20 protein-coding genes are annotated in these 25,983 nt (G+C 59.8%); 4 read left to right on the top strand and 16 right to left on the bottom strand.

All coding sequences use genetic code 11. The features are described from left to right. Positions 1 to 121 precede the first annotated feature (121 nt). Complete coding sequence (locus tag FHJ30_RS05710; protein WP_139028346.1) at positions 122 to 1,600, top strand: class I SAM-dependent DNA methyltransferase; 1,479 nt, start codon at positions 122 to 124, stop codon at positions 1,598 to 1,600. A gap of 258 nt (positions 1,601 to 1,858) precedes the next feature. Here FHJ30_RS05710 and FHJ30_RS21625 read toward each other — a convergent pair whose 3' ends face one another. The 7 genes from FHJ30_RS21625 to FHJ30_RS05680 form a co-directional block, all read right to left on the bottom strand. Beyond that, positions 1,859 to 2,011, bottom strand: coding sequence for a hypothetical protein (locus FHJ30_RS21625; protein WP_240793608.1), 153 nt, complete (start codon positions 2,009 to 2,011; stop codon positions 1,859 to 1,861). Continuing rightward, complete coding sequence (locus tag FHJ30_RS21620) at positions 2,008 to 2,295, bottom strand: recombinase family protein (protein ID WP_240793607.1); 288 nt, start codon at positions 2,293 to 2,295, stop codon at positions 2,008 to 2,010. The genes FHJ30_RS21625 and FHJ30_RS21620 overlap by 4 nt, the downstream gene beginning before the upstream one ends. A gap of 174 nt (positions 2,296 to 2,469) precedes the next feature. Then, on the bottom strand, positions 2,470 to 3,381 hold the full coding sequence (locus FHJ30_RS05700; protein WP_139028345.1) for a hypothetical protein: 912 nt from the start codon (positions 3,379 to 3,381) through the stop codon (positions 2,470 to 2,472). Between the two features lie 273 nt (positions 3,382 to 3,654). Next, entirely contained in the window at positions 3,655 to 4,734 is a 1,080-nt protein-coding gene (locus FHJ30_RS05695) for an ATP-binding protein (RefSeq protein ID WP_240793606.1), read from the bottom strand. Between the two features lie 252 nt (positions 4,735 to 4,986). After that, entirely contained in the window at positions 4,987 to 6,945 is a 1,959-nt protein-coding gene (locus FHJ30_RS05690; protein ID WP_139028344.1) for an SIR2 family protein, read from the bottom strand. Positions 6,946 to 7,164: 219 nt separating this feature from the next. Further along, a complete protein-coding gene (locus FHJ30_RS05685) occupies positions 7,165 to 7,575 on the bottom strand; it encodes a DUF732 domain-containing protein (protein ID WP_139028343.1) in 411 nt (136 codons plus the stop codon). Between the two features lie 158 nt (positions 7,576 to 7,733). After that, positions 7,734 to 10,712, bottom strand: coding sequence for a BTAD domain-containing putative transcriptional regulator (locus tag FHJ30_RS05680; RefSeq protein WP_171058936.1), 2,979 nt, complete (start codon positions 10,710 to 10,712; stop codon positions 7,734 to 7,736). 891 nt (positions 10,713 to 11,603) lie between these two features. Between FHJ30_RS05680 and FHJ30_RS05675 the strand changes: the two genes are divergently transcribed. Both FHJ30_RS05675 and FHJ30_RS05670 read left to right on the top strand, forming a co-directional pair. Next, entirely contained in the window at positions 11,604 to 12,917 is a 1,314-nt protein-coding gene (locus tag FHJ30_RS05675) for a fibronectin type III domain-containing protein (RefSeq protein ID WP_139028341.1), read from the top strand. 434 nt (positions 12,918 to 13,351) lie between these two features. Continuing rightward, positions 13,352 to 13,714, top strand: coding sequence for a recombinase family protein (locus FHJ30_RS05670; protein ID WP_139028340.1), 363 nt, complete (start codon positions 13,352 to 13,354; stop codon positions 13,712 to 13,714). Positions 13,715 to 13,727: 13 nt separating this feature from the next. On the opposite strand, the gene FHJ30_RS05665 is transcribed toward FHJ30_RS05670, so the two are convergent. From FHJ30_RS05665 to FHJ30_RS05635, 6 genes are all read right to left on the bottom strand, one after another. Next, on the bottom strand, positions 13,728 to 14,348 hold the full coding sequence (locus FHJ30_RS05665; protein ID WP_139028339.1) for a hypothetical protein: 621 nt from the start codon (positions 14,346 to 14,348) through the stop codon (positions 13,728 to 13,730). 657 nt (positions 14,349 to 15,005) lie between these two features. Beyond that, a complete protein-coding gene (locus tag FHJ30_RS05660; RefSeq protein ID WP_139028338.1) occupies positions 15,006 to 18,125 on the bottom strand; it encodes a DUF3427 domain-containing protein in 3,120 nt (1,039 codons plus the stop codon). Positions 18,126 to 18,448: 323 nt separating this feature from the next. Beyond that, entirely contained in the window at positions 18,449 to 19,837 is a 1,389-nt protein-coding gene (locus FHJ30_RS05655) for a deoxyguanosinetriphosphate triphosphohydrolase family protein (RefSeq protein ID WP_139028337.1), read from the bottom strand. A gap of 19 nt (positions 19,838 to 19,856) precedes the next feature. After that, the gene (locus FHJ30_RS05650) at positions 19,857 to 20,234 is read right to left on the bottom strand and encodes a hypothetical protein (protein ID WP_139028336.1); all 378 of its coding nucleotides are present in this window, start codon (positions 20,232 to 20,234) and stop codon (positions 19,857 to 19,859) included. Between the two features lie 1,162 nt (positions 20,235 to 21,396). After that, positions 21,397 to 21,744 carry a hypothetical protein gene (locus FHJ30_RS05640; RefSeq protein WP_139028334.1) on the bottom strand — a complete coding sequence of 116 codons (348 nt, stop codon included), beginning with the start codon at positions 21,742 to 21,744 and terminating at the stop codon, positions 21,397 to 21,399. A gap of 237 nt (positions 21,745 to 21,981) precedes the next feature. Continuing rightward, complete coding sequence (locus FHJ30_RS05635; RefSeq protein WP_139028333.1) at positions 21,982 to 22,833, bottom strand: hypothetical protein; 852 nt, start codon at positions 22,831 to 22,833, stop codon at positions 21,982 to 21,984. Positions 22,834 to 23,274: 441 nt separating this feature from the next. On the opposite strand from FHJ30_RS05635, the gene FHJ30_RS05630 reads away from it, so the two are divergent. Then, the gene (locus FHJ30_RS05630; RefSeq protein ID WP_139028332.1) at positions 23,275 to 23,499 is read left to right on the top strand and encodes a hypothetical protein; all 225 of its coding nucleotides are present in this window, start codon (positions 23,275 to 23,277) and stop codon (positions 23,497 to 23,499) included. Between the two features lie 40 nt (positions 23,500 to 23,539). On the opposite strand, the gene FHJ30_RS05625 is transcribed toward FHJ30_RS05630, so the two are convergent. The 3 genes from FHJ30_RS05625 to FHJ30_RS05615 form a co-directional block, all read right to left on the bottom strand. After that, positions 23,540 to 24,319, bottom strand: a complete 780-nt coding sequence (locus tag FHJ30_RS05625) for a carbon-nitrogen hydrolase family protein (RefSeq protein ID WP_139028331.1) — start codon at positions 24,317 to 24,319, stop codon at positions 23,540 to 23,542. An 85-nt stretch (positions 24,320 to 24,404) separates the two neighbouring features. Then, positions 24,405 to 25,232 carry an APC family permease gene (locus FHJ30_RS05620; protein ID WP_240793605.1) on the bottom strand — a complete coding sequence of 276 codons (828 nt, stop codon included), beginning with the start codon at positions 25,230 to 25,232 and terminating at the stop codon, positions 24,405 to 24,407. 288 nt (positions 25,233 to 25,520) lie between these two features. Continuing rightward, the gene (locus tag FHJ30_RS05615) at positions 25,521 to 25,976 is read right to left on the bottom strand and encodes a universal stress protein (RefSeq protein ID WP_139028330.1); all 456 of its coding nucleotides are present in this window, start codon (positions 25,974 to 25,976) and stop codon (positions 25,521 to 25,523) included. Positions 25,977 to 25,983: the final 7 nt, after the last annotated feature.

Genomic DNA, 25,983 nt, shown 5'->3' with positions numbered 1-25,983 from the left:
GATCGCCTGCGTCCAGGGAGACCAGGCCTATAGGCTTTATCGGCTCGACGAGAACTACCTTAAGTCCTTCGATGCCTTGCGAGGTTGGATCAACTCACTACAGTCAACAGGAGATTAAGCGATGACTGATGCTAGGCGACTGGTTGACAAGCTGTGGTCCTACTGTGACGTGCTGCGAGATGACGGTGTAGGAGTCATTGAGTACACCGAGCAGTTGACTTACTTGCTGTTCCTCAAGATGGCGCACGAGCGCGAGACTCGGAAGCTCGCCCCCGAACGGATTTTGCCTGAGGCCTACTCGTGGCAGCGGCTGCTCGACAGCCAAGGCGACCAGCTTGAGCTTACCTACACCAAGATACTTGTCGGACTGGCCCGCGAGCCAGGAGTCATAGGCACAATCTTCCGCAAGGCGCAGAACCGGATCCAAGACCCAGCCAAGTTGCGTCGGCTGATCGTCGACCTAATCGACAAGGAACAGTGGTCGCAGGCAGGAACAGACATCAAAGGTGACGCATACGAGGAACTGCTGTCCAAGGGAGCGTCGGACAAAGGCTCCGGCGCCGGGCAGTACTTCACACCGCGCGCCCTGATTCAATCAATCGTCGATGTCGTCCAACCCACCGTTGCCGATACTGTCGTCGACCCCGCATGCGGCACCGGCGGCTTCCTCCTCGTCGCTCATGAGCACGCCTCACATGGCGCGGAGGCTATGACCCCAGTACAGCGCGATCACTTGCGTGACACATTCGCGACCGGTTACGAGCTGGTGGACGGCACCGCGCGTCTTGCCGCAATGAACCTGCTGCTGCACGGCATGGGCGCCTCGAACGGAAACTCCCTCATCGAGGTGCGCGACTCCCTCATCGCCGACCCAGGGAAGCGGTGGTCGGTCGTGCTGTCGAATCCGCCTTTCGGGCGCAAGTCTTCACTGACGATGATCGGCGCTGACGGCCGTGAGGTCCGAGAGGACCGGGAGATCGAGCGCCAAGACTTCGTTTCCACCACCAGCAACAAGCAGCTCAACTTCGTTCAGCACATCGCCACAATCCTCGACACCAATGGTCGTGCAGCAGTCGTCCTGCCCGACAACGTGCTCTTCGAGGGCGGCGCAGGTGAGACGATTAGGCGCAAGCTGCTTACCGACTTCGATCTGCACACGATGCTGCGACTCCCGACTGGCATTTTCTACGCGCAAGGCGTGAAAGCCAACGTGCTCTTCTTCGACAAGAAGGTCGCCCGTCCCGGGCGACCTTGGACAGAACGCTTGTGGGTCTATGACCTGCGGACGAATAAGCACTTCACGCTTAAGCAGAACCCGCTACGCCGCGCCGACCTCGACGAGTTTGTGTCGGTGTACATGCCCGGCAACCGCGCGGCACGCAGCGAGTCCGAGCGCTGGAAGTCATACACATACGACGAGATCGTCGCCCGTGACAAGGCCAACCTGGACATCTCCTGGCTCAAGGATGAGTCACTCGAAGATTTCGACAACCTCCCCTCACCCGATGTCATCGCGCGAGAAATTGTTGAGGACTTAGCGGCTGCCCTCGCCGAATTTGAAGCAGTAGCAGTGGCACTTGAGGATCAACTGCAGGGCTAAGTGCCAGAGCAAGGTGTGGCAAAGTACCGGCCTTGCCGCTTGCCGACGAGCTTCCAGCGAGGTGAAAGTGCCTTCGGCGAGTCCCCACAAACGATCGTTAACCAGGACGGAACAGCCAGCTTCGTTAGCGGATCAACTCAGCCCGCGGACTACCTTGTCTCAACAATGTGTCTCACGTGGTCTCTTCTCCACAGAAGAGAAACGGTCCTTTGATGGGGTCGCTACAGTAACCCGACCTCTGGCCAGCGTGCAGGGCCGCTAGGCGGGTTCGGATGCGACGTCTGGGACTTCGTTTCTGCTGAGAGCCCGAGTCAGTGATGAAACGCTGACGCTAAGCCGGTCAGCAGTTTCTTTCAATGTCTTTCCTTCGTTGCGCAACTGCCGGGCAGTTTCCAGTTTGCCTGGAGTCATTGATCGCGGGCGGCCGCCGAGCCGGCCACGCGCTTTCGCTGCGGCTGCCCAGCCTTTGTTCTCTCCGACAAACGTGATCGTTCATATTCCGCCAGGGAAGCGAACATGTCGAAGATGAGCTTGCCGCGGGCGCTAGTCGTATCCAACCAAGGTTCAGCCAGGGAGCGGAAGCCTATCCCCCGCTGACCCAGCACTGTGACGATGTCCGCGAGGTCAGAGGTACTGCGGCCTAGCCTGGTCAGGTCCGCGACCAGGAGTACGTTGCCCGGCTGCAGGTAATCCAAGCAGTCCTTCCACCGTGCCCTCGCCTGGGTAGCCCCCGACGCGTACTCCTGAAAGACGCGCACTTGTCATTTTCCGAAGTCGCCTGCACGAAATGTCCAAAGTCGTCTGCACAGCCACGGTATGTCCGGAAGGGGATCCGTCACCGGGCGTTGCGGCACTAGATCAAATCGCAGTCAGACCTCTCTCCACGGTACGGTTTCGAGCAATTCGAGAACCACGAGTGGATCGTTGACGAGCGCAGCCAAACCAATCAACTTCGAAGGGAATGCAGCCGGCTCCGCCGTCAGGTTTTTTTCATCAAAGAGCCGATGAAACCTGTCGCGAAGCCCGAACGGCAACCTATCAGCGACTTCCTCTTCCAGCTTGGACGCTTCTATAGAAAGCGCCGAGGGCCTGTGCCGCTGCATGCGTTCGAGCTTGGTTTTTGGCTCTGGTGCCGGCCGCGACGCCGCATCTAACAGTCGTGTCGCCGCGGCGCTCACCCAAGCATCTCCCGCACTGACCGGCAATGGAATAGGGAGCACCTGCACGGCGAGAATCGCTTCAAGCCTGACCGCGAGAGAGACACTTGAGGGGTCTTCATGGGTGTTTACATAGCGAAGTATGTCACTGCCAGCTGCGCCGAGTTCGGCCAGCTGCACGTCGCCCATTATGTTGGCACGCTCCGGATGCACCCCTGGTTCGATGGAGGCGTGGCTGCGTAGGCGAACCCGGTATAGATAGAACTGCTCGTCGGTACCGTTTTGGTCAGTCATCCGCCTGAACATGTTCTCGATCGCCGCCTCGTAGGTGCCCAGATGAAGGGCTTTAGCCTTCTGACGTGCAGCCCAGCGCTCAAGCCCTCTCCCGTCGGACCTGGTTCCTCGCAATCTTCGTTTGGTGACGTCCGTAATGGTAGCGGTTGGGTCGAAGGCTCGATCGGGCCAGTTCGGGTGCGTTGACGAGTGATACCAGAACGTTTCACGCACTTTCGAGTCATCGTGAGAGGGGTCGTCTTGCGCAGCCCAGAAATCGGGCCGCCCCTCGGCCTCGCAGTTGGTGCCGCACTTCAGACAGGCTTCATCTCGCTGGTGGAAGCGGCCCAACCACTCATCGTTTGCATGCCACTCATTGCTACAAGTCCCGCATCGCATCCAACGGAGGCGTTGAAAATCCACTGCTCGCTCAATCACGATCACAGTCTCACACGAAGGACCGACAGACCCCGGTTATGGCTGCCAGCACAAAGTGGCCGTCGAAATGCAGACTGCCCCGCACCACTGCCCGTTAGCCGGTCGATCACCGTACCCCAGGAGCCTCCCGAAACGTTCCTGAGCACCATCAGCGAAGGATCGGCCCTTTAGTCTGGCCCTCCACTTTCACTCGTCCACGCTGTCCGGTTTGCCCCGTTCGTCCTGACGCTTGCTGCTCTCAGGCCTACTTTCTGGCACGGCCCGGGGAGCCTCGTCAAGTAGTTCTTGTCGGGCGATGAAGCCTGCCATCCCCGGGACAGTGAACGCAACGTGTCCGTATTCCGGAGAATAGATCAAGCCTTTATCGATGAGTGTTGCCCGGGCGGGCCCCAGAGCCGTGGGCTTTTTCCCCATCTTTGATGCGATGTCACCGGTGCTGGAGGGCCCTTCTCCGTCCTGTGCCATTGCGTGAAGGAATCGGCGCTCGGCCTTGGTCGCCCGTTGCCATCTGGCGACGAAGAAGCCTGCGTCCAGTTTTTCGCGGCCCAGTGTAATTGCAGCCTCTGCGTCCTCGGGGGTGAAGGGGCTCTTGAGCGCGGATTCCCACATGGCGCTACCGAATTCCTGTACGAAGTATGGGTACATCCCCGATGCTTCCATCATGAGTTCCAAAGCTTCGTGGGAGTAGTGCTGGCCGACCGACTTTGCCGGTTGCGTGAAAGCATCCCGGGTCGCGTCCGGACTGAGTTTGCCTATGATTCTGTAGTCGAACGCCCGTTCCGCGTAGCTGCGGATCTCGGCTAGCCGGCCTGGCAGGTTCGGAAGTCCGGCGCCGACGACGAAGAATGGCAGCTGTTCCTGGTTGGCATGGTGCTGGGCCGCGATCAGCGCCCCCAGCAGCTCGTCGTCGAGGTCCTGCATTTCGTCGATGAAGATGACAAAACCGGTGCGTTGCTTCTTGAGCGCCGTGGAGAGGTCTTCGACCAGGTCCTTCAGATCGATCTCCAGGTGGCCGGTGGATGCCCTGGTCGGATCCACGCCCACACCCAGCGAAATTCCCTTCACGCCGGCTGTTGCAGTAAACGAGGTAACCGTCGACAGCGCCTTCCGGACATAGTCTCCAGCTTGCAGGAGAGGTACCAGACGCCGAGCAGCGCTCTGCAGTTCGGCCGCAAGGACTTTCCGGGCTTCCTGTTGGGCGCTCTCCCCTCTGCGCGCTTCGAGCTTGATGGTGATCCACCCGTGATGGTCAGCCAGTCCCTTCAATCGCCGCAGAAGGACCGTTTTTCCAACGCCCCGCAGGCCAGAGAGGGATCATGGGGCGTGCCTGCAGGTGCTTCTTTGTTCTCACGATCAGTAGATCGAACGCCGCAATCTCGGCGTCTCTGCCCGCGAGGTGCATTGGTTGCGCTCCGGAGCCAGGGTTATACGGATTCAGTTCGAGCTGCATTAACCAAACGTAGCAACTTCTATGGACAAATCAGTATTTCCTTAGAACCCTGTAGAACTCTCTATAAGCTACGCTTGCGATGCGGAATCAATCCAAAGTTCGTCGGGTCCCATTCCGCCGGCAGCACCCTTCCAGGACAGTTCACTTGCCCTGCGGCCAACGGCCAGACTCACGACCATGAGCCCGGTAGACAGTCCCAATGCACTGTCTGCTACGCCGTCCCTGATCAAAGGATGATCGTTGCGTTCAGCGATCAACTCCGAGGCAAGTCGATCCGCCACGGGGGACTTCCACCGCTGACCGGCTACATAGTCAGTGGCCAAAATATGAGGTCTGCGAACTATTGCTAGGTCCCCCATCCGGCCCAAAGTGTCGTCACATGATTGAACCGCTGCCGCATGGACCTTCCGCCAATGCTTGACGTCCCCTCCAGATTGTTCAGCACCTTCGAGGCTGAATTGGGCGTTGTATACCTCCATTCGGTCTGCTTCAAGCTGGCTCAGCAACTCCCTAAACTCCGGGTGGTTGATAACCAGCACAGCCATTCGCAGCACCTCAAAGGTTTGCCAGGCGTCTTCCAGCCGCTCGGATCCGGCTACAAGCGACTCCGAAAGAAGAGGCCGAAGGAACTTGTACAGCCGTGGCGGGCTGCCATCGAGTGCCCCGTCAGCTTCGAGCACCTCTGCAAGCCTTTCCTGCCGGTCGTTGAAAGGGTTGGAGCGTTGACGGCTGAGCAGTTGGGCAAGCAGGCCGTACCGTTTTGAAGCGACAGCGGAGATCCCGGCGGCGTAATAAAGGGCAGAGCCTGCAACGAGCCGGAGTTTGAGCAGCTTTGTCCACCCGCCGGCACGCAGTTGCCTGCTGAACCGCTCGATTTCGTCGGTCCACCAGACGTCGGTCTTTTCATCGCCCCAGTAGGCGAGGGCACAAACGAGTGCCACAGGTACTTTGCTGGCTTCTTCTATGCGGTCCAGCATCGCTGCGTACCCGTCGGGGGCTTCCTGCGGATTATCGGCAGTGGGAAACTCGGGCAGCCGGTGAAGTGCCTCAAATTCTGTGGACAGACGGTCGTGGAGACCGATGGCGACCCACTGGCCTGACAGTTCCCTTTTCGCTGTTTCCGAGGCAACCGTGGCCGTTAGGGGATGACGTGCCCGGCGACTGTTCAGCGCGGCGACGGAGTCAGCCAGGAACCCGAATGCCGTGTCGGCGTCAGTGGGCACTAACGCGCCCTTCTTGAGCGTCCGAAACTCGGCCGCCCGTTGTTCCTGGGTACCCGGCTCAACCCAGGAAAGTGTGTAACGGCCCGGATATTGCGTCTTGATCGCGTCAATCAGGGCTGGATCATGGACCCCGGACCAGCCAGCGACTATCAGTCCATAATCAGCCAGGATCCGGTGCAGCAGGTCAAGCATTGCCGGCTCGTACGACGCGAGTTCGTTGACGGTGTTTAGCATTGTTGACGGATTCAGGTAGTCCCCGTGGAGATGGACCACACAGCAATCCAGCGTGTGAAGAGGCGCGAGCCCTTCGGCGTCGGCGGCGGACGCGACGATAGTGGGCTCCATCCCCTCGGCGCGGATAGCTTGTTCAATGAGCCTGTCGAAGTTCAGGGTGACGAGAACGCGGATGATGCCCGCCTTCACCAGCCGGGCGAGGGCACGATGGGCGAGCGTTGGCTGCTTGGCTGACGACGCCGGGTCTGCCGGTTCGAAATAGGATCGCAGGAGTCGTTGGCGCTCCAGAGGTGCAGGGGCGAGCTTCTCCAGGATGGACTGGTAGCTCAGGGGCTCGCCGTAACGTTCTGTGTACCATCGTTCGTGTTCAGCTGGCTCCTCTTCGCCCATGAGAACTGCAAGACGATCGATGAGATCGGTCATCACTCCCCAGGCGGTCGGGATACCGCTGGCGGCCGAAACGCCGGCCCCGACCAGTACTGAATAAGCGCCTGGATTGGCCCGGAGGGAGAATGCCAGTGCCAGCAGCGAGTCCTCGTGTGGTGTGGGGCTTGTCATGGTCTTCACCATATCTGTGCACAGTGGTTTGGACACCGCGACGAATCTGCGCTGCCAAGCTGGTGAATGGCGAAGTGACCCCGCTTTCGGTTGGTCCGGGCTTCGGCGGCCCTCGCTGTCGACGGTGTCCCAGTTCTTTCAATATGGAAGCGTGGAATGTCGGGCAGTCCCCGCCCCGCATGACTCGGGCCTCAGGGGAGGACGGGGGTGCGGAATCTCCCTGAACGTGAACTAAGGAGCCTGATCCGGGCAGTAGTGGCTGATTGACCTAGCCAAGACGAACGCCACCTGCACCTCAAACTCGGGGGTATCGTCAGGCTTTATGAGCCCGTTGCGAATCTCACCGTATGAGACGCCGTCGCGCCGCATTTCGCAAATGTAATGGGCGAGTTCGATTAAGGACTCGTCACTATAGGTACTGAAGAAGGACGCGTTAGCGCGAATGTCCTCGATGAACGGCTTGTCCGGTGGTGGGCTGGAGCACCCGGTCAGGAGTGAGTCCACAGTAAGTATGCCGATAGCAACTTTGATGGCCCTCGCGCTTCCATTTGAAGCGGCGCGGAGTAGATGTCCTGTGCAGTGAGCAGTCCGGTCTCGAGTTAGCGCTTGCAGATGTTTGTGCAGTTCATCCTCGATCCCCATGAACAGATGATAGGAGCTAATACCAATAGCGAGAAGCTCCACGGACGGGCTATGCAGATTCTTGAAAACGAAGGATTTCAAGGAAAACCTCCAATCGAGAATCCTCGGGCGCTGGTGCCTTCTTGCAACAGTTGTGGCTCTTTGAGATTCGGAGAGTGTCAGGACCAGGGTGCCGGGTTGAGGTCCTTGGCCTTTGGCAGGTCGGAAGTTGAACGAATGTATTGTTTGCCGTGAGGTTCCTGTTGCCGGCTCTCATGTTTGCGTTTGGCGTGGATCACCTCGTTGACGATTTGAGTGAGTGTCAGTGCGTGTCCACCTGCCCATGCTAGGCCGAAGGGTATCGGGCCGACCTCTGTGCGTGCTTTGGTGAGGATCGATTCGATGCGTCGCTGCTCTGCGGGATAGAGCGGATGCCCTCGGTCTGTCCGGTGAGCGTCGGCGGCCGCCAGCACGCGGATGGCCTGTTCGACGCGGTGCTGTTCAACATAGAGGTCGGCAAGTGACTCGAGGTAAGCCACAAGATTGCCCTGGCCGCCAAGTTCGAGGGCCTCGCTGAGTGCCTCATACAGCAACTGTTCTGCGGTGTCGTAGTCACCGGCTTGTTCTATGCTGTCGGCCAGGTTAACTAAGGTGTTCGCGAGGAGCGCTCGATCGCCAAGCGGGCGGGCACGTTCGACGCATTCGCGGCAGAGGTCAAGGGCCTGGGCGTGGTCACCGGCGTAGTGCGCCAAGAGACTCAGAATAATCAAAGCAGCAACGCGGGTGCGGGGGCTGGCATGCGGCAGCGACAGTGCTTCTTCAGCGAGACGTTTAGCTGTGGCCGTGTCGTCTCGCTCGGCGGCCTGCGTCGCTAGGCACATCGTCGCCCAGGCGACGCCTTGATAGTTGCCGGCACTTTGGAATACCTGGCGCGACCGCTCATGAAGGGCTGCGGCCTCCTCGCGGCGGCCTAGCAACCAGCATAAGGTGGCCGTTCCACTTAGCGCTGGAGCTGTGAGGGATGGCGGAGCATCGGATGCACAGGCGACCAGCTTCAGGGCGATCTCGCATTGCTCGGCCACGTCCCCAGTGAGCTCCCAGTAGTGCCAAAGGTGTCCGACCAGCCCCAGCGCCAAATCAGTCGAGCCGTCCGGTGAGGTGGCCCACAACAGCGCTCTGCGCAGGTCCGGGGCATCGGCGTGCAGCAACCGGAAGGCGTCCACCTGATCCTGGCCCCACAGCTGCGGGCTGACGGCCTCGGCCAGCCTGAGGTAGAACTGTGCGTGGCGGCACCACACGGTTGCCGCGTCGCCACGCGAGCTGAGGTGGTCGCGGGCAAATTCACGAATCGCCTGGAGCATGGATACTCGATCTGCTCCGGTTGGGTCGGTGTACCGACGCAACAGGCTGTGGTGCGCGAGAACGGTCAGAAGGTCTTCGGTAGCCGACTTTGCGTGAGGAGCCAGCCCACGCACGCTGTTGACTGCTGCTATCGTCGGGTCCGCGGCGAAGACGCCAAGCTGATCGAAAAGTTGCCGTTCATCTTCGCTGAGCAGCCGGTAACTCCACGCGATCGTTGCGGTGAGGGTGCGCTGGCGATCCGGAAGATCGCGGAAGGCTGCCGGCAGGGCGGCAAGACTTACTTCCAGGTCGTTGAGGAGTTCGCGTTCGCTGCGATGCCGCAATTGGGCTGCGGCCAGTTCGATTGCGAGTGGAAGGCCGTCCAAGCGGTGACACAGCCGAGCCACGATCGCGGCATTGTTGCTGTCGAGGCGGAACTGTGGATGGACGGCCCGGCCGCGGATTAGGAAAAGTTTCACTGCTGGTACTTCCTGCAGCAAGGGCGGCGGGAGGGGCGGGTCGAGCGGAGGCAGGGCCAACGGCTCAAGCTCATATTCGTACTCGGCGCGCAGTCCGAGAGGGCGCCTGCTCGTGGTCAGGATACGCAGGCCGGGTGCGGCGGTGAGCATATCCAACACAACCGGCCACGCTTCTTCCAGCTGTTCGAAGTTATCCAGGACCAACAGCAGCCGGCGGGAGCGCAGGAATCCAGTCACGGCCTTTACCGTGTCGACGCCAGCCAGGTCCTCCACTCCAAGCGCAGCCGCTATGGTGCCGGGCACTTGCTGGGTCTGAGTGAGCGGGGCGAGGTTGACCCAGCAGACGCCATCCTGCATTCGCGCACCTAGCTCCCTCGCTGCTGCCAGGGCCAGTCGGGTCTTGCCAGTCCCGCCAGGACCAGTGACGGTAACGAGCCTGCAGCCTTCGGTCAAATACAAGGAGCAGAGGGCATCTCGCTCGGATTCCCGCCCAATTAATGGCGTGTAGTCGGCAGGAAGGTTATCCAGTCGTTGCTTGATTCGACGATGCCCATCAGCGGCGGGCGCGTTGAGCGACACATCCTGTTGCAGCACCAACCGTTCCAACTGCCTCAGGCGTGGACCTAGGTCGATACCTAACTCCTCAATGAAGACGCGACGGGCCTCACGGCAGGTCGCCAGCGCATCGGCCTGCCGATCAGAACGGTATAAGGCCAGGACCAGGGATGCCCAGAACCGCTCCCGATACGGATGATTGGCCACCAACGACTGTAAGTCGCCCACCAAGGCGCCGTGCCGACCAAGCGCGAGCTCGACCTCAATCAGGTCTTGGTAGACATCCAGCCGGCATTCCTCCAGCTTGTCCAGTTCCGGGCGGAACAGCTCGATATCAGCCAGGTCAGGAAATACCGACCCCGTAAAAAGCTTCGCTGCCTCGCGGAGACTTTTTGCACCATCAGCCAAAGCACCAGCCTGCACAGCCAACTCACCGGCGTCAACCAACGCATGGAACCGCAGCAGATCCAGCTCATCATCGGTCACACCCAGCACATAACCACCGGGCCGGCTGGCCAGCCGCTGGGAAGCTACGCCCCTGGACCGATCGGGATCCAGCAGGCGGCGAAGATTCGCCACATACACCTGCAACTGCGGGCCCGGCTTCGCGGGCGGGTGGTCACCCCAGACTGCCTCGATCAAGAAATCAGATGACACCACCGAGTTTGCCCGCAAGGCCAGACACTCCAGCACAATCCGCTGCTGAGCAGCACCCACTGCGACCGGAGCACCGTTGACGACGACCTCCAGCGGGCCCAAGACTCGTATCGAAAGTGCACCCATCGCACGCACATCCCTCACCGAACCGACCGGCCACGGGAAGCCGGCCCAGCAAAGCACACAGTCTGGGCGACGCCTGCCCCAGCAGCCGTTCCCGGACACCTGCTCGGAAACTGAACAGTGCCACTTCGTCCCCATCATGCCTCTGCGGCACGCAGAGGTCTAGGTCACCGCTTCGGTGTAGCAGTAACCCGACCGAGCAGCTGCTAGACCAAGGCATAACAGCCGGTCTTCAACCGAAGTATGTTGCCGGGCAAGGATGTGATGCGGTCCACTCGCATGATCATGCGTTGGGGCCGACGCGGCCGACCTGTGCAGCCGCCCGACTGGACAAGTTCGGGCAATCAGCCAACGCGATGGGTTAAGGACCGCTTAAGCCCTCCGCGCGACTCTTAGAAAACGAAAAGCACCGCTGTCCACACTGATTACCGCGACCAGATTAAGGGTCAGAAGTTGTGGACGCACTGCTCGGGTTGACAGCGATACGAGACGCGAAAATAGCCGGCCTATCCCGGTGGATCAAGCCTGCAACTAGTGGTTCAGGATCTCACGCCCATCCACGTCGGAGGGCCCTATATAAGGAGCAAGCCAGTGGTCAAACCAAAATCAATTCATAGACAGACCAGACAGTAGTTCGAGCTCGCACTCGCAAGCACAACAAACTTAAGGCGATACCTGCCGCCTACCACCTGCACGTAAGCAGCTCTCTCTTGAGCTTCTCTTCCCGCAGCATTTTTGCTTCTCCTGTGCACAGGCTGAAGCCCCGTCAGAGCACTACAACAATTAGGCGATGCAACCATGCCTCTCATTAGCACACGACCATTCCATACCCGCACGCATTTGGCCTTAGCCAGCGGCTCTCTACCCCCGGGAGCCAGCCGTCCCATCGCGGCCATGATCACCTGTCTGGCCGTGGCCGCGGCGTTCCTGCTCGTTTCCACGCCTCCGGCGCTGGCCGCGACACCACCCACAGCACCCCCGACGAATTTCACCGCCACACGCATCTTCACCGATGCAAACGAGCTGACCTGGACGGACGCTTCAACGAACGAAAAATACTTCGAAATCGAGACTAAAGACGGCTTTAACAAGCCGTGGGTGAAGACGTGGACAACCTTCGATCCCGCGGCGCCCCCGACCGGTAAGCGATATTCCCAAATGATCAAAGGTCTGCCTGAGAACCGCGTCTTCTGCTATAGGGTCAGCGCCGTAAACGACGCGGGCCGACAGACAACCGGAGAGAAATGTGCTGCACCGGCACTGCCTGCGAAGCCTTTCAACATGACGATAGACCGGATATGGGACAGCAGCATTGAGTTCAAGTTCGAAACCGCAAGTTCATGGACTTGGAGCTACAAGGTTTACACGAAACGGGCAGGCGATGCACCCTGGGTGCTGAATCGAGAGGTGCCTGCTCAGATCTACGACGGAAGAATGTTCACCTATGCCAGAGACTTGCTCCCGGAGCGGTACTACTGTGTCAGGGTCGCCGCCTCAAACTCCAAGGGCGAGAGTGAGCCGAGCAATGAAGCCTGCGGCACCACCAAGATCCGGAGGCCTGCCGCGCCCACCGACCTGAAGGCCCGCAGCGACTCTCCCACAACTGTCACCCTCACGTGGACGGACATATCCACAACAGAGACCGCATACGAGTTGGCCAGAGGGGACGACACGACAATTCGGTCCTGGGGGCCTCTCAGCGGCATTTACACCACAACAATTAGCGGTCTGACACCGGCTACCGACTATTACTACTACCTCAGAGTGAAGAACGATGGCGGCACCAGCTATACCGAGCAAGTCCGCGTGACGACTCAGTCGGCACCGCCACCGCCAACGGAAGTGACCCAGAGCTACTTTGTCCAGCCGACCTACTTCCCCGACGCACCAGTACATTGGCGGATTTACTTGAACCCCAATCTTCCTGCTGGCGCCTACGTCAAGTCCTTTCAATACGTGGTTGGTCCAGATTGGATCATGCACGTCATGAAGCCCGGAAAGCTGTACTCTCAGTGTGGCTCCCCTGACGCGAGCGTCCCCTTAGACGGATACCAACTCGCTACAGCGGATCAGCTGAACGTGCTGTATGGCAGCAGTCAGCCCAAGCTGCCTTTGTGGATTGAGGCTTGCGCATCCAGCCGTAGTGGAAATGCAGGGAATATCACTATCGGGCAGATCCTCATGAACGTAATTTACGTCATCCCGTAAACGGGTAGAGCACAAGGGAGGCCTCGCTAAGGGGCCTCCCTTGTAGTCGCTGGACTAAGGCCCGCCCAACCTCCGGCAAACTTGCGTCTCACAAACGAAGGATTCCGAGAACAAATCGAATCGAGAATGTCGGGTCGATCACTCAAGCCGCACCTTGGTTCTCACAAATAGTTCTCGAATCTGTAAGGTCGAACTGAGACGCCGAACGGAGTTTTGAGAAGAGAAAACCCACGACTACGCGCCGCATCGGCTACGCCCGGGTTTCCACCCGGGACCAGAACCTAGATCCACACGCCCCCTGGCCTACTGCACATCCGCTTTGCCGAGCCGCGCAGTGACTTCCGCTTCCCGTGTGGGGATAGCAGCTGAGGTCACCAGGTTTTTGCTCGGGGTCTCGGCTTCCTCGGTTTCCTCCTCGGTGACCTGTTCAGCGGTTGGGCCGGTCCCTGGGGAATCTGGTTCACCTGTTCCAGGAGTTAGCTGTTCGCGGTATCGGCGTGCGGGTGCTGGACAACCCCATGCTCAGCACGGACGGCAACATGGCCCAGGCGAAACTCATGTTGGGCATCTTCGGAGCACTGGCTGAGTATGAGCGTGACCTCATCCTTGAGCGCACTCATGTTGGACTTGCTGCGGCCCGGGCACGCGGCCGCAACGGTGGCAGGCCTGCCCTGCTGGACAGTCCCAAGATCACCCGAGCCAAGGAACTACACGCCGCTGGCGTTATGTCACCCAAAGAAGTTGCGGATGCTGTAGGCGTCTCCGTTGCGACACTGTACCGATACTTGGCTAAATGAATGCGGCCATCGTTTACACGTAGTTGTAGGCGACCCTCTTCGATCCAAAGGGGCCATCCTGAAGATAGAGACTAACGAATTGACTGGAAGTACCCTTAAGAAGCACCTTTGCCATCTTCCGGACTGTCCAACTAAGCCCGTCATAATCAGTCAAATTGATCTGCACCGAATCGATTGACCTGGTGGCAGAAAAGATGACAAACGAGTACAGACGGTTGGGGAAGACCTCAGTCAAATGCGCGTTGAGGCCTGGGAGCATAAGAAGAAGTTGAACTGCGTCGCTATCGTCGCCCCTTCTGTCCCTTATGTGGACGTAGCACTCTTTTTTATGAGAGCTCAGTCGCCTGTCGAGTTTCTCGTCGGCCCGGGAAGCGAGGGCGACTCGCATCTGTTTCCATACGTGAACGAGCACATCGGCAACCAGCCCAGTTGCAACGGCAGTTAGAAATTCACCCGTGGTGCTCCCGGTGGGGTTGAACGGTGTTGGGGCCACCGTGAGGCCCGAGCGAGCCAGATAGCGCTGCACTTCTTGACCTATGGCATCGGCGGAAGCAAGGTCGCTGTAGGAGCCGTCCATAACGCCCACGCCCACAGTCCCGTGTGGATTCATTGGCTCTTGCCATTCTTCCGTCATACCCGCCCCTCGCGTCGGCCGCCAGCTTCCGTTAAATGTAATCGCTTTTGACTGGCCCCCCAGAGAACGACGCCACCATGGGCACGTTTAGTGCGGCGCTCTACCCCGTTTGGACGCACTGGCGCTGCCAGGAAAAAACTAGCCGCTACTCAAAGCAAGTCCCCGGTTCTCGCCGGGGAACTTTGTCGTTCCACTGTAGCCACTGCCATTAGCCGACGGCAGGGCGTACAAGGGACCAGGAAGCACAGGGCGGCACCGCAGCACCACATCCGTACTTCGCCCCTGTGAAGGGCGGGAACGAGTCTGATCCTCGGTGCCCTCGTCCTCTTGTGTCGAAGGTCCTAGGGTTCCCGATCATCTTGCTGGTCGAAGGCCAAGAGAGGATCACAGCCATAACGCCTATGCTCCCCACCACAGATGATGAGGATAACCGGAGCAGAGCTTGGCCGCGGTCCATCCTCAGTAGCCATTTTGTAGCCACACTCAGAGAATGGCTACGATTTGGAGGGAACGGCAGGAGAATCCCTACCTGTCAAGGTTTTTCTTTTGAGCAATAGAAAACCCCCGGAATCACGGATTCCGGGGGTTCTTCTATGTAGCGGTGGGGAGGCTCGATCTCCCGACCTCACGATTATGAGTCATAAAGTCGGGGACACCTCAGGTAGCAACGGCCGCCGCTATTGCGAATACATCCGCCGGCATCGGTCGATGAAGCTTCCAGGTGATCGCGATGGGTTTCTCCCCCGAGTGCTGCACGTAATCCACCTGGCCCAGGCACGTATAGGGAACTGTCAGCCCGGTCTCGTTGTCGGCCGTGTCCCTCGTGAAGATCAGAATCCTAGAGCCATGGGAGGCCCGGTCAAGGTAGCGTCTTCCCGTCCGGCTTGTAGGTGATGTCGCGTTCTGCGACTCCCAGTGAAACAGCTCGGGACTGATGGCGTAGTCCTTGTACATCGTGGTTGCCGAGTGCTTCCTGTTGTCCTTGTTCAGCGTGACAAAGAAGGCGTCTGTGGACGTTGCAGGACACCATGCAACGCCCTCGCGGTGCTGCACGTTCTTTCCCTGCTCCAGGGAACCGTACTGCAACGCCGCCAGAACCTCTTCGCGCCTGTAGGTGGCATGCGACAGCAGCGGGATGTGCTGCAGCCCCGCACCGAGGCTCTTCGCTGCATGCTTTGATGCCGCCACTCCCAGCTTCACCACCTGACGGATCTCGCGGCACACAAACTGGTAGCCGCGCAGGTGGTCCAGGCCGTCGTCGTACGTTTTGAACCCGCCACCGTCATCCCAGAGCGTGTAAAAAAGCATCCGCGCAAAGGCCTGTTCGCGCATGCCGAGCTCCGCGTAGCGGGGCGCGTCAGGGGCAACAAGCATGGAATATGCGGCGGCACGTTCCGGATCGTCCACGTGGATCAGCGCAGCCATCCGGCCGAGCAGCTTCTTCTCCTCCGCGTCCGACAGCTCCTCGATCTTTCCGCGAAGCACGGTCTCCAGAGGTGAAAGCCCCTCGATCAGCCCTGCCTGCCGGAGGTAGCCGGTCCACGAATCCCTGGTGGAACGGTAGATCGTCTTCACGTCGTTCCCCGACCGATCCAGATAGGCCTCCAGCTCGGTCTCCGCGTATGAGCCGATGTCCCGGACCAGCTGTGCCCGGTTGAACCGCAGCTGTGCCTTGATGTTGTCCAGGACCACCTTCTGCGCCACCCGGTCCAGCATGATCTGCGAGCCGGACGGCAGGAAGGGAAACTCGTCCTCGACGGCCTTCTCCAGCTCCTTGCGGCCGTAGCCGGTCAGCGCCCGGTAGCGCAGATCAAAGCGGAACTCACGGCGTTGCTGGCCGATGAAGTCCAGGACCGTCAGCACCGCTTTGCCCTCGGCCCGCCGGAGCCCACGTCCTAGCTGCTGGAGGAAGATTGTGGCGCTCTGGGTGGGCCGGAGCAGAAGGATGGTGTCCACCTGCGGCAGGTCCAGGCCTTCATTGAAAAGGTCAACGGCGAAGATGCAGTTGATCTCCCGCTTGCCCAGGCGCCTGAGGGCTTCCTCGCGGTCTGCATTGTCAGTGGTGCCGTCAACGGCGACGGAGGCAATGCCGGCCCGGTTGAACACTTCCGCCATGTAGTGGGCGTGCTGCACGGAGACGCAGAAGCCGATGGCTCGCATCTGGTCCGTGCTGGTGACCTTGTCCCTGAGTTCGCGGATGACCTTGGCGGCGCGGGCATCGTTTCCGGTGTAGAGGGCACTCAGCTGGGTGGTGTCGTATTCGCCGCGTTTCCATTCCAACTGGCTCAGGTCGACGTCGTCCGAGACGCCGAAGTAGTGGAACGGGACCAGCAGGTCAGAGTCCAATGCGTCCCACAGCCGCAGTTCGCTGGCGGTGCGGCCGTCGAAGAACTGCTTGGCGACGTCGACGCCGTCGCCCCTTTCAGGCGTCGCCGTGAGACCGAGGAGCTGCTGTGGTTCCAGATGGTCCAGCAGGCGGCGGTACGTGGGCGCCATCGCGTGGTGGAACTCATCGATTACGACGACGTCGAAGAAGTCAGGCTCCAGCTGCTCGATGCCGAGGGAAGACAGCGACTGGACGGACGCGAAGATTTGCTTCCACTCCCGCGGCTTGTGGTCCCCCACATAGAGTTCGCCGAAGGCGCCGTCCTGCATGACGTCGCGGTAGGTGCGCACCGCCTGCTTGAGAATCTCCTGACGATGGGCGACGAAGAGTAGCTTTAGGTCTCTGCCGGCGGTTTCGCTCAGCCGCTTGTAGTCCAGAGCCGCGATGACTGTTTTGCCGGTGCCCGTGGCGGCGACCAGAACGTTGTGGTTGTAGCCCTTGAGGCGCTCAGCTTCCAAGTCCTCCAGAATCTCCTCCTGATGCAAGAACGGCTGAACCTCAAGGCCGGTTACTGCATCCGGTGCCGCTGTGCGGCGACCGCCGTTGCGTTCCAGTGCGGCGTCCAGCTTTTTGCCGTCGCGGTCCGGGTCGTAGCTTTGGAAGGCGCGCTGCTCCCAGTAGCTGTCAAAGGTAACCTCGAACTTTTGAAGGAGTGCGGGCGTTGCGATAGAACTGAGCCGGACGTTCCATTCCAGCCCGTCCAGGAGAGCAGCCTGGCTCAGGTTCGAGCTGCCGACGTAGGCGGTGTCGAAACCGGTGTTCCTGCGGAACAGCCAGGCTTTGGCGTGCAGCCTTGTTGCCTGCGTTTCGTAGCTAATTTTCACCTCGGCCCCGTACCTTTTCACAAGTTCGTCGATGGCTCGGCGTTCCGTGGCGCCCATGTACGTGGTGGTGATGAGTCGGAGCTTGGCGCCGCGTTCTTTCAGTTGTTTAAGGGCCGGCTCCAAGAGCCTCAGTCCGGTCCACCGGACGAAGGCGCAGAGTAGGTCGACAGTGTTCGCGGATTCCATCTCGGCCCGGAGCTCGGCGGCAAGATTTGGTTCATCCTTGCTGTTGGTCAGCAACGCTGAGTCGCTGAACTTGGTAGTGGGCCGGCGAAGTTGGCGGCGCTTGAGTGTGTCCGGGCGGTGGAGGGACTGGAGCTGGTAAGGGACATCCGTGATTAAGTCGTCATACCGAAGCTGTTGAAGAAGTCGATTGGCTATAGCCACCCGGTCAGCTGGCTTCGCTCCAGCGAGAGCCTTCCGAACAGCGTCTGCCACATGGCGGGAGAGGATCTCCGGAGTGTCTTCGTCGTCTATTGGCCCAAAGTGTGGTTCCAACTGCGGAACTTTTGACAGACTTGCCGTCAGCCCATGGGTACTGAGCAATTCATATAGACCTTCGGGCAATTGTTCAGTTATCTGTCCCCCAGCACGTATGTTCACGGGGACAGGCTATGTGGTGATGGCGAAGGACCCAAATGAAAGGCGGGGGACAGGGTACTCGAAGAACATTTAATGCTTTGGTGGTCCCGTTGCTGCGTCTTCCGCGTACACGAGGCGTGCTATCCGAATGCCATCTGGCGGCGTGCTTTGACGGAAGTTGGTCGCGAAAGTGATGTTGCCGCGGGAATGTTGGTAGTAGCCCAATAGGATCGCGCCCAATATTTATACTCGCCGCGCACACCCACCAACAACTGCTGGTGCTGCAGCATCGGCCAGCAGTCCGTCCATTAGTAGGCCACGTCTGTAATCGAACCGATGTCTGTCCCGCTCATTCGCCTGTAGAGGGTGGTTGCTTGTTTTTCAGTCAAAGAGGCCACGTGGTCACTAGCAGCGCGGACTTCATTTTGGTGCTCCTCCAAGTCTTCTAAGCGATCAGTCGGGAGAAGATGTTCAGCATCCTCCGTGTGCCAGCGCAGGAGTTCCTTCACCATGTGCTTTTGTCCTCGCTGCTGGCCTGTGAGCTCAGGTCGGTCGATGACATAACACCAAATAAGCTCCTTCAACAAGTCGCACATAAGCCTACGGTCGTCGGGTACGGACAACCTGGCACCGTAGCGTGTAAGGCTTCCGCTATACGTTGCTGTCTGTTGCAGCGAGATGTCAGTCAGCATATGGCGGATCAAGGATCGGGTGGTTGCTGCAAGCGCGCGTCGATCGGTATGACTTCCACGGAATGGGCCAAAGAACCGGAAAAAGTTACTGAAAGTTCCTAACAGAGCTACCGCGGCATCACGGTCGAAGTTTTCGCCCCATTTTCTCTCCACGTAGTAGAGAAAGTAAGAGCATTCCTCAGACTCCTGCGAAAGGTCCAACTCACCATTCGGTGTCGTCGGAAAAGCAACTATCGATGGTAAGGGAATGAAACCCGCCCGAAAAAAGTCCTCGAGGTCGTGGCAGGCATAGGTTATGTCATCGGCCCAGTCCATGATTTGCTCTTCAACGGGTCTCGATGAGGGGTAACCTCCGGCGAAAAGCCAGTCGGCTTCATCCACATCCTCAGCGTATATTCCGAATTTTCGACTTTTGTCTACATTCGTCGCTTCCGCATTTGCTTCGGCCGAGGCCGGAGCAACTCGACGCCACGGATATTTGGTCGTGGCGTCGAGTGTTGCCCGAGTGAGGTGTAGCCCACGATGACCGCCATGGCTCCGGTCGGAGAGGTAAGTCAGAATGCGGAAGTTCTGAGCGTTGCCTTCGAAGCCATCTACAGTGCCATCGTCCGATTGCGTCATGAGTTCTGTATAGGTGTCTCGGAGTGCAGTCTCGCCGGCATGGCCAAATGGGGGATGTCCTATGTCGTGCGCAAGACAGGCTGTCTCAACGAGGTCCGGGTCCGGGCCATTGCCACCGTTTTGAAGCGTCAACATCTCGGACATGCGGCGTCCAACCTGGGCCACCTTCAGGCTGTGAGTCAGACGCGTGTGATAACCGCCCAACTCGTCAGCGGGAACTACCTGCGTCTTGCCGGCAAGAGCCGAGAAAGCACTCGAGTATAGGACCCGGTCCCGGTCGTGCTTGAAAGGAGCCCTCGGGTCGACTTCCTCGTGATTATGCGTTGTCCCTAAACCCTGCTGCTCCAGATCCTCGCCCGAATACCCTGAGTCTCCAATAGTCATTCAGAAAGAGTAACGCAGGCTAGTCGCGTTTCATCAATGCTTCTTTGGTGGCGGAAATCATTCCTTTGAATGGTCCGTTCCAATGCGCTCTAAGCTCTTCAGCTGCAGCAGAGAGCTGAAGGCCAGAACCGTCGTTATCAAGCAATCCTTGATCACCCAAATCGCCCAAGACCGCCATCAGAGCATCCGGCAGTTCTCGCCGACTAAAAGGATTCGGCGCGACGTTCACAGTGGAAGAAACGTAACTGAGCAACACGCGACGAGGCACCGGCCTCGAGTAGACCTCGTTATGAGCAACGACTAAAGCAAGAACGAACCGATGATGGTCCGGAAGTGTCGCGAATTCCTTAGGAAACGACTTCAACTGGGCGGGGCGCGCGGCTAATGTGGCAGGCACTCTGACTCCTATAATGTGACGTAACCAGGCGGCTACCTCTACTAAACCACCAATCCCCGACATTCTTAGGGAGGCTGTCGGGGCTTCTACATCCGGGTCTCCCAAAGTCTACTTCATCTAGACAACGTTTGTGAGGGCCGCGCTAGTTCCTGCGACGACCTTGATAATTGGTTTCCGAAACCACGCCTTCTCAAGGCGGCAGTCAACATGGAGGGCCAGCGCCGGAGCTCCTGTGGCAGTCGCCACCGATGCGTAGGCGTTGACGGTAAAACCGAGAAGGCGCCGCTGCCCGGGCTAGCGGCGGCCATCTCGCCGAACGCGCACATCACCAGGACGATCAGCCTGCCGGCTCCCACATCCCGTCCCGCGTTGAACCTGAGCCGTTGCGGACGCAGACGACCGTCTACGCGCGGTCGTTGCTGGTCGCAGTTGAAGGTCGCGACGGTAAGCAGGCGCAGTTGTCCGGAAAACCCGTGCGAACGCGGACCACGTAGAAGCAGCAGGCTTGTTGGTACCGGCCGGCGGGACGTGGAACGACGACGACGTCGGACCTCATGAGGCCTCTAACAACCCATAACGACAACGCCCTGGTCAGGGAACACATTCTTAGGGAGTACTACGGCAACGACCAGGTGCACCGTCGAGGGCGGTCCCGGCCATCACCACGTACGACCGGTTCGCGATGATCCCTGCCTTGCGCGGGCAGAACGAACCGAAGGACCTTGGGAAACCGCTCAACACCTTTGCTGCCGACTGGCTGCACCACGGCATGGCCGAGTGGACGGTCCCAGGGAACGTAGACGACTGCAAGTTCCGGTCACTGTAGCCCCACGAAACAAGGCGGGCATGGCCTTTCCGCAGGAATAGACCGTGCGCGGCAACAAGACAGAGCAGGTCAAGGCCCGGAACGAACGTAACGCCCCGCTCTCGTGAACCAGTGCGCCTGCAGGGCCGAAAACCTGCAGGCGCACTAGCGACTCATTCCTCTTGCCCTTGCTCTTCCTCAACCTCCGGCTGAGCAGGAGCGGCCTGTGGCGCCGGCAGCGTGAAGCCTGCCACTGGATGTTCTCTCTCAACCAAACCCGGGACCTTTACGCGCATTTCTACCTCTCATTGGCGCAGACATGACTCCACTTACCATGCGTAGACGTCCATGATGGTCTCACCAGCGCCTACGAGGCGCGGTTGTCAAGGCGTGTCCGACCGGTTCGTCTTCCCTCGCGAACATTCCAGCAAAAAGGAGGGCTAGCACAACGAGGAGGAACATCACGCTGAATGCAATGAAGATGCTAAGGAACCCAATCTCCGTCCGCGTGACGACGATAGCGAGGCAGCAGCCTAGGGAAAACAGGTTGAGGACAACCGCAGCCTCCCGCCACTTTGTGATCCTTCGGCGCAACCTCTTTCGCGGAATATGAACGGGCGAAAGCCGGTCCTCCAGCGCCAGAAAGACCAAAAGCGCCGGAATAACCTGGGCGAGCAGGCCTGCCGCATTCACATCTATAGTCATGCGCGCAGCCTATCTTCACTCACTGACAATGGCCCCACTCCGGGACCCATTGTCGACCAGAAGGGAGGCCGTTGGCCGTGAGACGCAGCAGGCGAGGACGGATTCAGCATCGGCGAACATCGGGCACGATCCAAGACGGGGTCTGCTCAGGAGACTCCAAACGCTCGACTTCGTCGAAGCGCTCAAGCAGTTCTTGGCGCAGTGCAGCATTCGCGTTCTGCCACCCAGAGCGGGGCACTAAGCGCCGCTCCTCGAGCCCTGAGCCAGACGCAATATCACTGCACCGCAGATATGTACTATGAACCACGCGTCGTCCACAGTGGAAGTGGTGGCGGCGTGAGCGTCACCATATGTGCTCCTGTCCGCGGACACCCAATTCATGACCTTGTCTATTGCCTCCACCATCGGCTGATCATGGGACGCGAAGATTCCCTTGTTCTTGGCGGACTTAATGAGAGGTCCAAGAGCATTTCCCGCACACCCCATTGCGGTAAGGGTCTCCTGAAGAGCCGTCCCTGCATCTGTTATGGCGTCGCCCGGCTTGCCATCAGCAATCTCGTCCAACGCGTCCCTGTAAGCTCGTTCCGCAGCCTCGAAGTCCTTCCGTCCGGCCAATAGAGTGAGCACAGGCGCAATAACAGCTTGGTGCATTTCCAAAGACGCGAACTCAACCATCTGGCCGGCAACAAAGTCATAAGAAATTCGGTGCTCGCGGAGCACAGCACTGATTTCGCTGGCGAACTTGTCTGCAGATCCCCAGTCAGTCGAACTCACATTCTTTAAGGCGTGATAGGCAGCTTCAATACAGGTAGGCATATCGTCGTCGCTGCAGGATGCGATGTAATACCGAAAGTCATTCACCTCGTTATACTTGGATGCGACGAGATAGAACAGGCCTTCATCGCGGAGGATAAGGCGACGTGCCTCAGCAGCTACCTCACCAGCATAGTAACCTCCGATATCATCAAGAGCATGTAACACCTTGACTCGGAACTTATCCTCGAACTGATCCGTCCACAGGCTTACTCCCTGCGCCTCCTGCTCAGCGTAGGCCTGCAAGCGTTTGCGTCGCCCGAACAGCATGGACACCCCTTCTTACAACTCGGTTCAACGGCCAAGCCTACTTCACCAGCTATTCCCATTCACGGCGCTCGGTTAAGGTCGCCTCTCCCCTATTGCCGTCGAGTTTGCGTGTAGTGGTCACAGTCTTTACTCGCGCTAGGACGCTGGCAGCAACTCTCCATTTGACTGTGGAGGAGATCTACCGTTCGCGACGGCGCTCCGAACTTCTGAATTGACAGAGTCGGAGAAGTTGGCAGCGAATACGTTCCGTTGGCTTACCGTGTTTTTGTTGCTAATCGCAAGAGCAATGGCCCTGTTCTTTGTTCTGGGAAATGGTTCTGGTATCCCGTGGCTCGACAGTGCAAGTGACGAGGAAGCCTACGCTCCCTCATCCAACGGACCATCCTCCTCGCTGGAGCGTTTGGCCTTGCTGGCTATCTCGCTCGACAGGCGCACCAACACAGATCAATGGCCAACTGGGCAGGCTCCATGGCTGTCCAGTTGAAAATTTTTGATACATATTTGGCTGCCTTTGATAGTCCTGAGACGAAAGATGAACTACGAAAGGCCTTCACCGCTCGCGTCTTGGGGGAGCATCCAACAATAAAGGGAGAACCGCCAATTGCACCCTCGGCGGCTGCCATGGATACGGCTGTTGAGTGGGCAGCAAAATTCAGCCGTGGCGGTAAGTGACCGGCAGTCAGCTTCAGGGAGAACTCAGCACCACTGAGTCCTACAACCTTCGTTGCCGGAACATCGGGAACGACTCCCGTACCCGGTCCACCGTCTCCCGCGAAACATCCACTGTCAGCACCCCAGGCTCCAGCCCAAGGTCAGCCTCGACCACCCCCATCGGGTCCACCAGCACGCTCCGGCCCACGGACACGGGCGGCGCCTGGCAGACCCCCGCCACGTAGACGCTGTTCTCGATCGCCCGCGCCGCGTTCAGCGCCAGCCACTGTTCCGTCTTGTGCTCGCCCGGCACCCAGGACGAGCACACCAGCAGGACCTGCGCGCCGGCGTCGGCCAAAGACCTGGCCAGCTCCGGGAACCGCAGGTCGTAGCAGGTCATCAGCCCGAACCGAACTCCCCCGTGCTCGAACACCACCGGATCGCTGGACGGCCCCGGCTTGATGAACTCCGACTCCCCGAAGCCCTGCGCGTCGAACAGGTGGATCTTCCGGTAGGAAGCCAGCAGGCCGCCGTCGGGCCCGAAAGCCACCAAAGTGTTGTACGCTCTGCCCGGCTCGTTCGAGGTTTCCACCACGCCCGCCACCAGCGCGATGCGGTGGCGGACGGCGATAGCGGCGAGCTCCCGGCAGACGGGCCCGTCCAGCGGCTCGGCCACCGCCGGAAACGTCGCGTCGACCTTCTTCTTTTCGTAGGTGGCGTACTCCGGGAAGGCGACCAGCGAGGCGCCGTCGCGCGCCGCCTCAGCGGCGAACCGGTCGATCGCGGCGAGATTGCCACGGATGTCGGTACCCGACTCCAGCTGCCCCAGCCCAATCCTCACAGCTGTTCCTTCCCTCGGCCCGCCGGCCAAACTACGAACGGTCAGGCTCAGGCGGCGGCCTCGACCGTCGCCTTCTCCGTAGCCGTCATCTCCGGCGGCGAAGCCTTGAACCCACGCGTGAGCAGGGCCAGGACCACCACACCCAGCGCCAGCCAGGACACCCCCAGCGTAATGGCATTGCTGTCCAGCTGGGACAGCAGGTAGGCGCAGATGATCGCGCCGACCACCGGCACCACCACGTAGGACACCGGTTCAGCTGCTGCCCGGCCCGGCGCTGGCGCACGTAGTGGAACACCACCGAGGCGTTCACCAGCGTGAAGGCAGTGAAGGCACCAAAATTGATGAACGACGTCGACGTGGCCACGTCCAGGAAGACCGCGATCAGCCCCACGACGCCGGTGACCACCAGGTTGGGCACCGGGGTGTGGAACTTCTCGCTGAGCCGGCCGAAGACGGCCTTGGGCAGGACGGAGTCGCGGCCCATCGCGTACAGCAGCCGGGAGGCGCTGGCCTGCGCGGCGAGGCCGGAGGCGAACTGCGCCACCACCAGGCCGGCCAGGAAAACGGCGCCGAACAGCTGCCCGCCGATCTGCAGGGCGATGGAGCTGGCAGCGGAGGCCGAGTCCTCGAACACGCCGCCGGGGTGGACCCGCTGGGTCACGTAGGACACCGCCACGAAGATGCCGCCGCCGATCAGGGCCACGAGCATGATGGCGCGCGGCACGGTCCGGCGCGGGTTGATGTCGTTGAAGAACGGCTGCCCGCTGGCCAGTCCCCCGTGACGATGGTCAGAACTCGAATGCCACTCTCCCTCGGCACGCGAAAAAGCAGAAGATCCCCGGAAAATGATCGACAACGGGCTGACCAGCCCGTCGCCGGAGGCTCCCGGTAGCCGCGTGGTTTGGCAGTACATAGGGGAAGCCCCACCAGCAATGCTGAAGGGGCTTCGACTGTTTTGATTCCGTTATGACGAACATCATCTCCCGAACTTGCGGGAATCCCGGTGCTTCCTGCCTCGTCACCGGCAGGCCACCTGGACCAGGTCCACGGTGTGTTCCAAGGTTCCCCTGTTGTTCGTTCCCGCCCTTCTTTCGAAGAACGTATTAACAGTGTTACGCCTGGTTTTCCGGTGGCGCAAGAGCCGAATTTCCAGTGGATTTAGGGCTTCCGGGACGGCCTCAGCCAGGCATGTACCAGGGGATCACGCCTGGGAATGGACCACCAGGACAGGACATTGTGCGTGGTTGACCACCTGAGTCGAGACGGAGCCCAGGTGCAGCCCGGGAAATCCCCCGTGGCCCCGGGAGCCAACGACAACAAGATCAGCGTCTTTGGCAGCGTCGAGAATCGCCGACGCCGGTGAATGGGTGTCAACGAGCTGACCTTCAGCGGTCACGCCGCCGTCTGCGGCGGCCTTCAGCGCCTCGCCCTGGACCATCCGCGCGATCTGCTCCGGAGACTCTTCGGCGGCAATTTCACCTGCAGCCGTTTCCAGAACAGCCGGATACCACGCCAGCGGCGGCTTGTTCCAGGCGGTGACGAGGCGGAGTTGGCCGTTACGCTGCCGTGCCTCATCGATGGCCCAGTCCAGTGCTGCCTGGGAATGTCCGGAACCGTCAAAACCCACAACAATCACGAACGGACCGGTGCTGGTCATTTGTCCT

The sequence above is a fragment of the Arthrobacter sp. BB-1 genome, assembly GCF_006151685.1.
Classification (GTDB): Bacteria; Actinomycetota; Actinomycetes; order Actinomycetales; family Micrococcaceae; genus Arthrobacter.
Note: the sequence above shows the minus strand (reverse complement) of the source record. Positions and strands in the feature narration are given on the sequence as shown.

What these genes read in the sequence shown, in the direction of transcription:
- FHJ30_RS21625 (WP_240793608.1), bottom strand. Translation starts at nt 2,011, where the DNA reads ATGACTCCAGGCAAACTGGAAACTGCCCGGCAGTTGCGCAACGAAGGA.
- FHJ30_RS05620 (WP_240793605.1), bottom strand. Translation starts at nt 25,232, where the DNA reads ATGTACTGCCAAACCACGCGGCTACCGGGAGCCTCCGGCGACGGGCTG.
- FHJ30_RS05655 (WP_139028337.1), bottom strand. Translation starts at nt 19,837, where the DNA reads ATGACTATTGGAGACTCAGGGTATTCGGGCGAGGATCTGGAGCAGCAG.
- FHJ30_RS05685 (WP_139028343.1), bottom strand. Translation starts at nt 7,575, where the DNA reads ATGGGGATCGAGGATGAACTGCACAAACATCTGCAAGCGCTAACTCGA.
- FHJ30_RS05640 (WP_139028334.1), bottom strand. Translation starts at nt 21,744, where the DNA reads ATGACTATAGATGTGAATGCGGCAGGCCTGCTCGCCCAGGTTATTCCG.
- FHJ30_RS05690 (WP_139028344.1), bottom strand. Translation starts at nt 6,945, where the DNA reads ATGGTGAAGACCATGACAAGCCCCACACCACACGAGGACTCGCTGCTG.
- FHJ30_RS05615 (WP_139028330.1), bottom strand. Translation starts at nt 25,976, where the DNA reads ATGACCAGCACCGGTCCGTTCGTGATTGTTGTGGGTTTTGACGGTTCC.
- FHJ30_RS05710 (WP_139028346.1), top strand. Translation starts at nt 122, where the DNA reads ATGACTGATGCTAGGCGACTGGTTGACAAGCTGTGGTCCTACTGTGAC.
- FHJ30_RS05665 (WP_139028339.1), bottom strand. Translation starts at nt 14,348, where the DNA reads ATGACGGAAGAATGGCAAGAGCCAATGAATCCACACGGGACTGTGGGC.
- FHJ30_RS05675 (WP_139028341.1), top strand. Translation starts at nt 11,604, where the DNA reads ATGATCACCTGTCTGGCCGTGGCCGCGGCGTTCCTGCTCGTTTCCACG.
- FHJ30_RS05680 (WP_171058936.1), bottom strand. Translation starts at nt 10,712, where the DNA reads ATGGGTGCACTTTCGATACGAGTCTTGGGCCCGCTGGAGGTCGTCGTC.
- FHJ30_RS05630 (WP_139028332.1), top strand. Translation starts at nt 23,275, where the DNA reads ATGGCCAACTGGGCAGGCTCCATGGCTGTCCAGTTGAAAATTTTTGAT.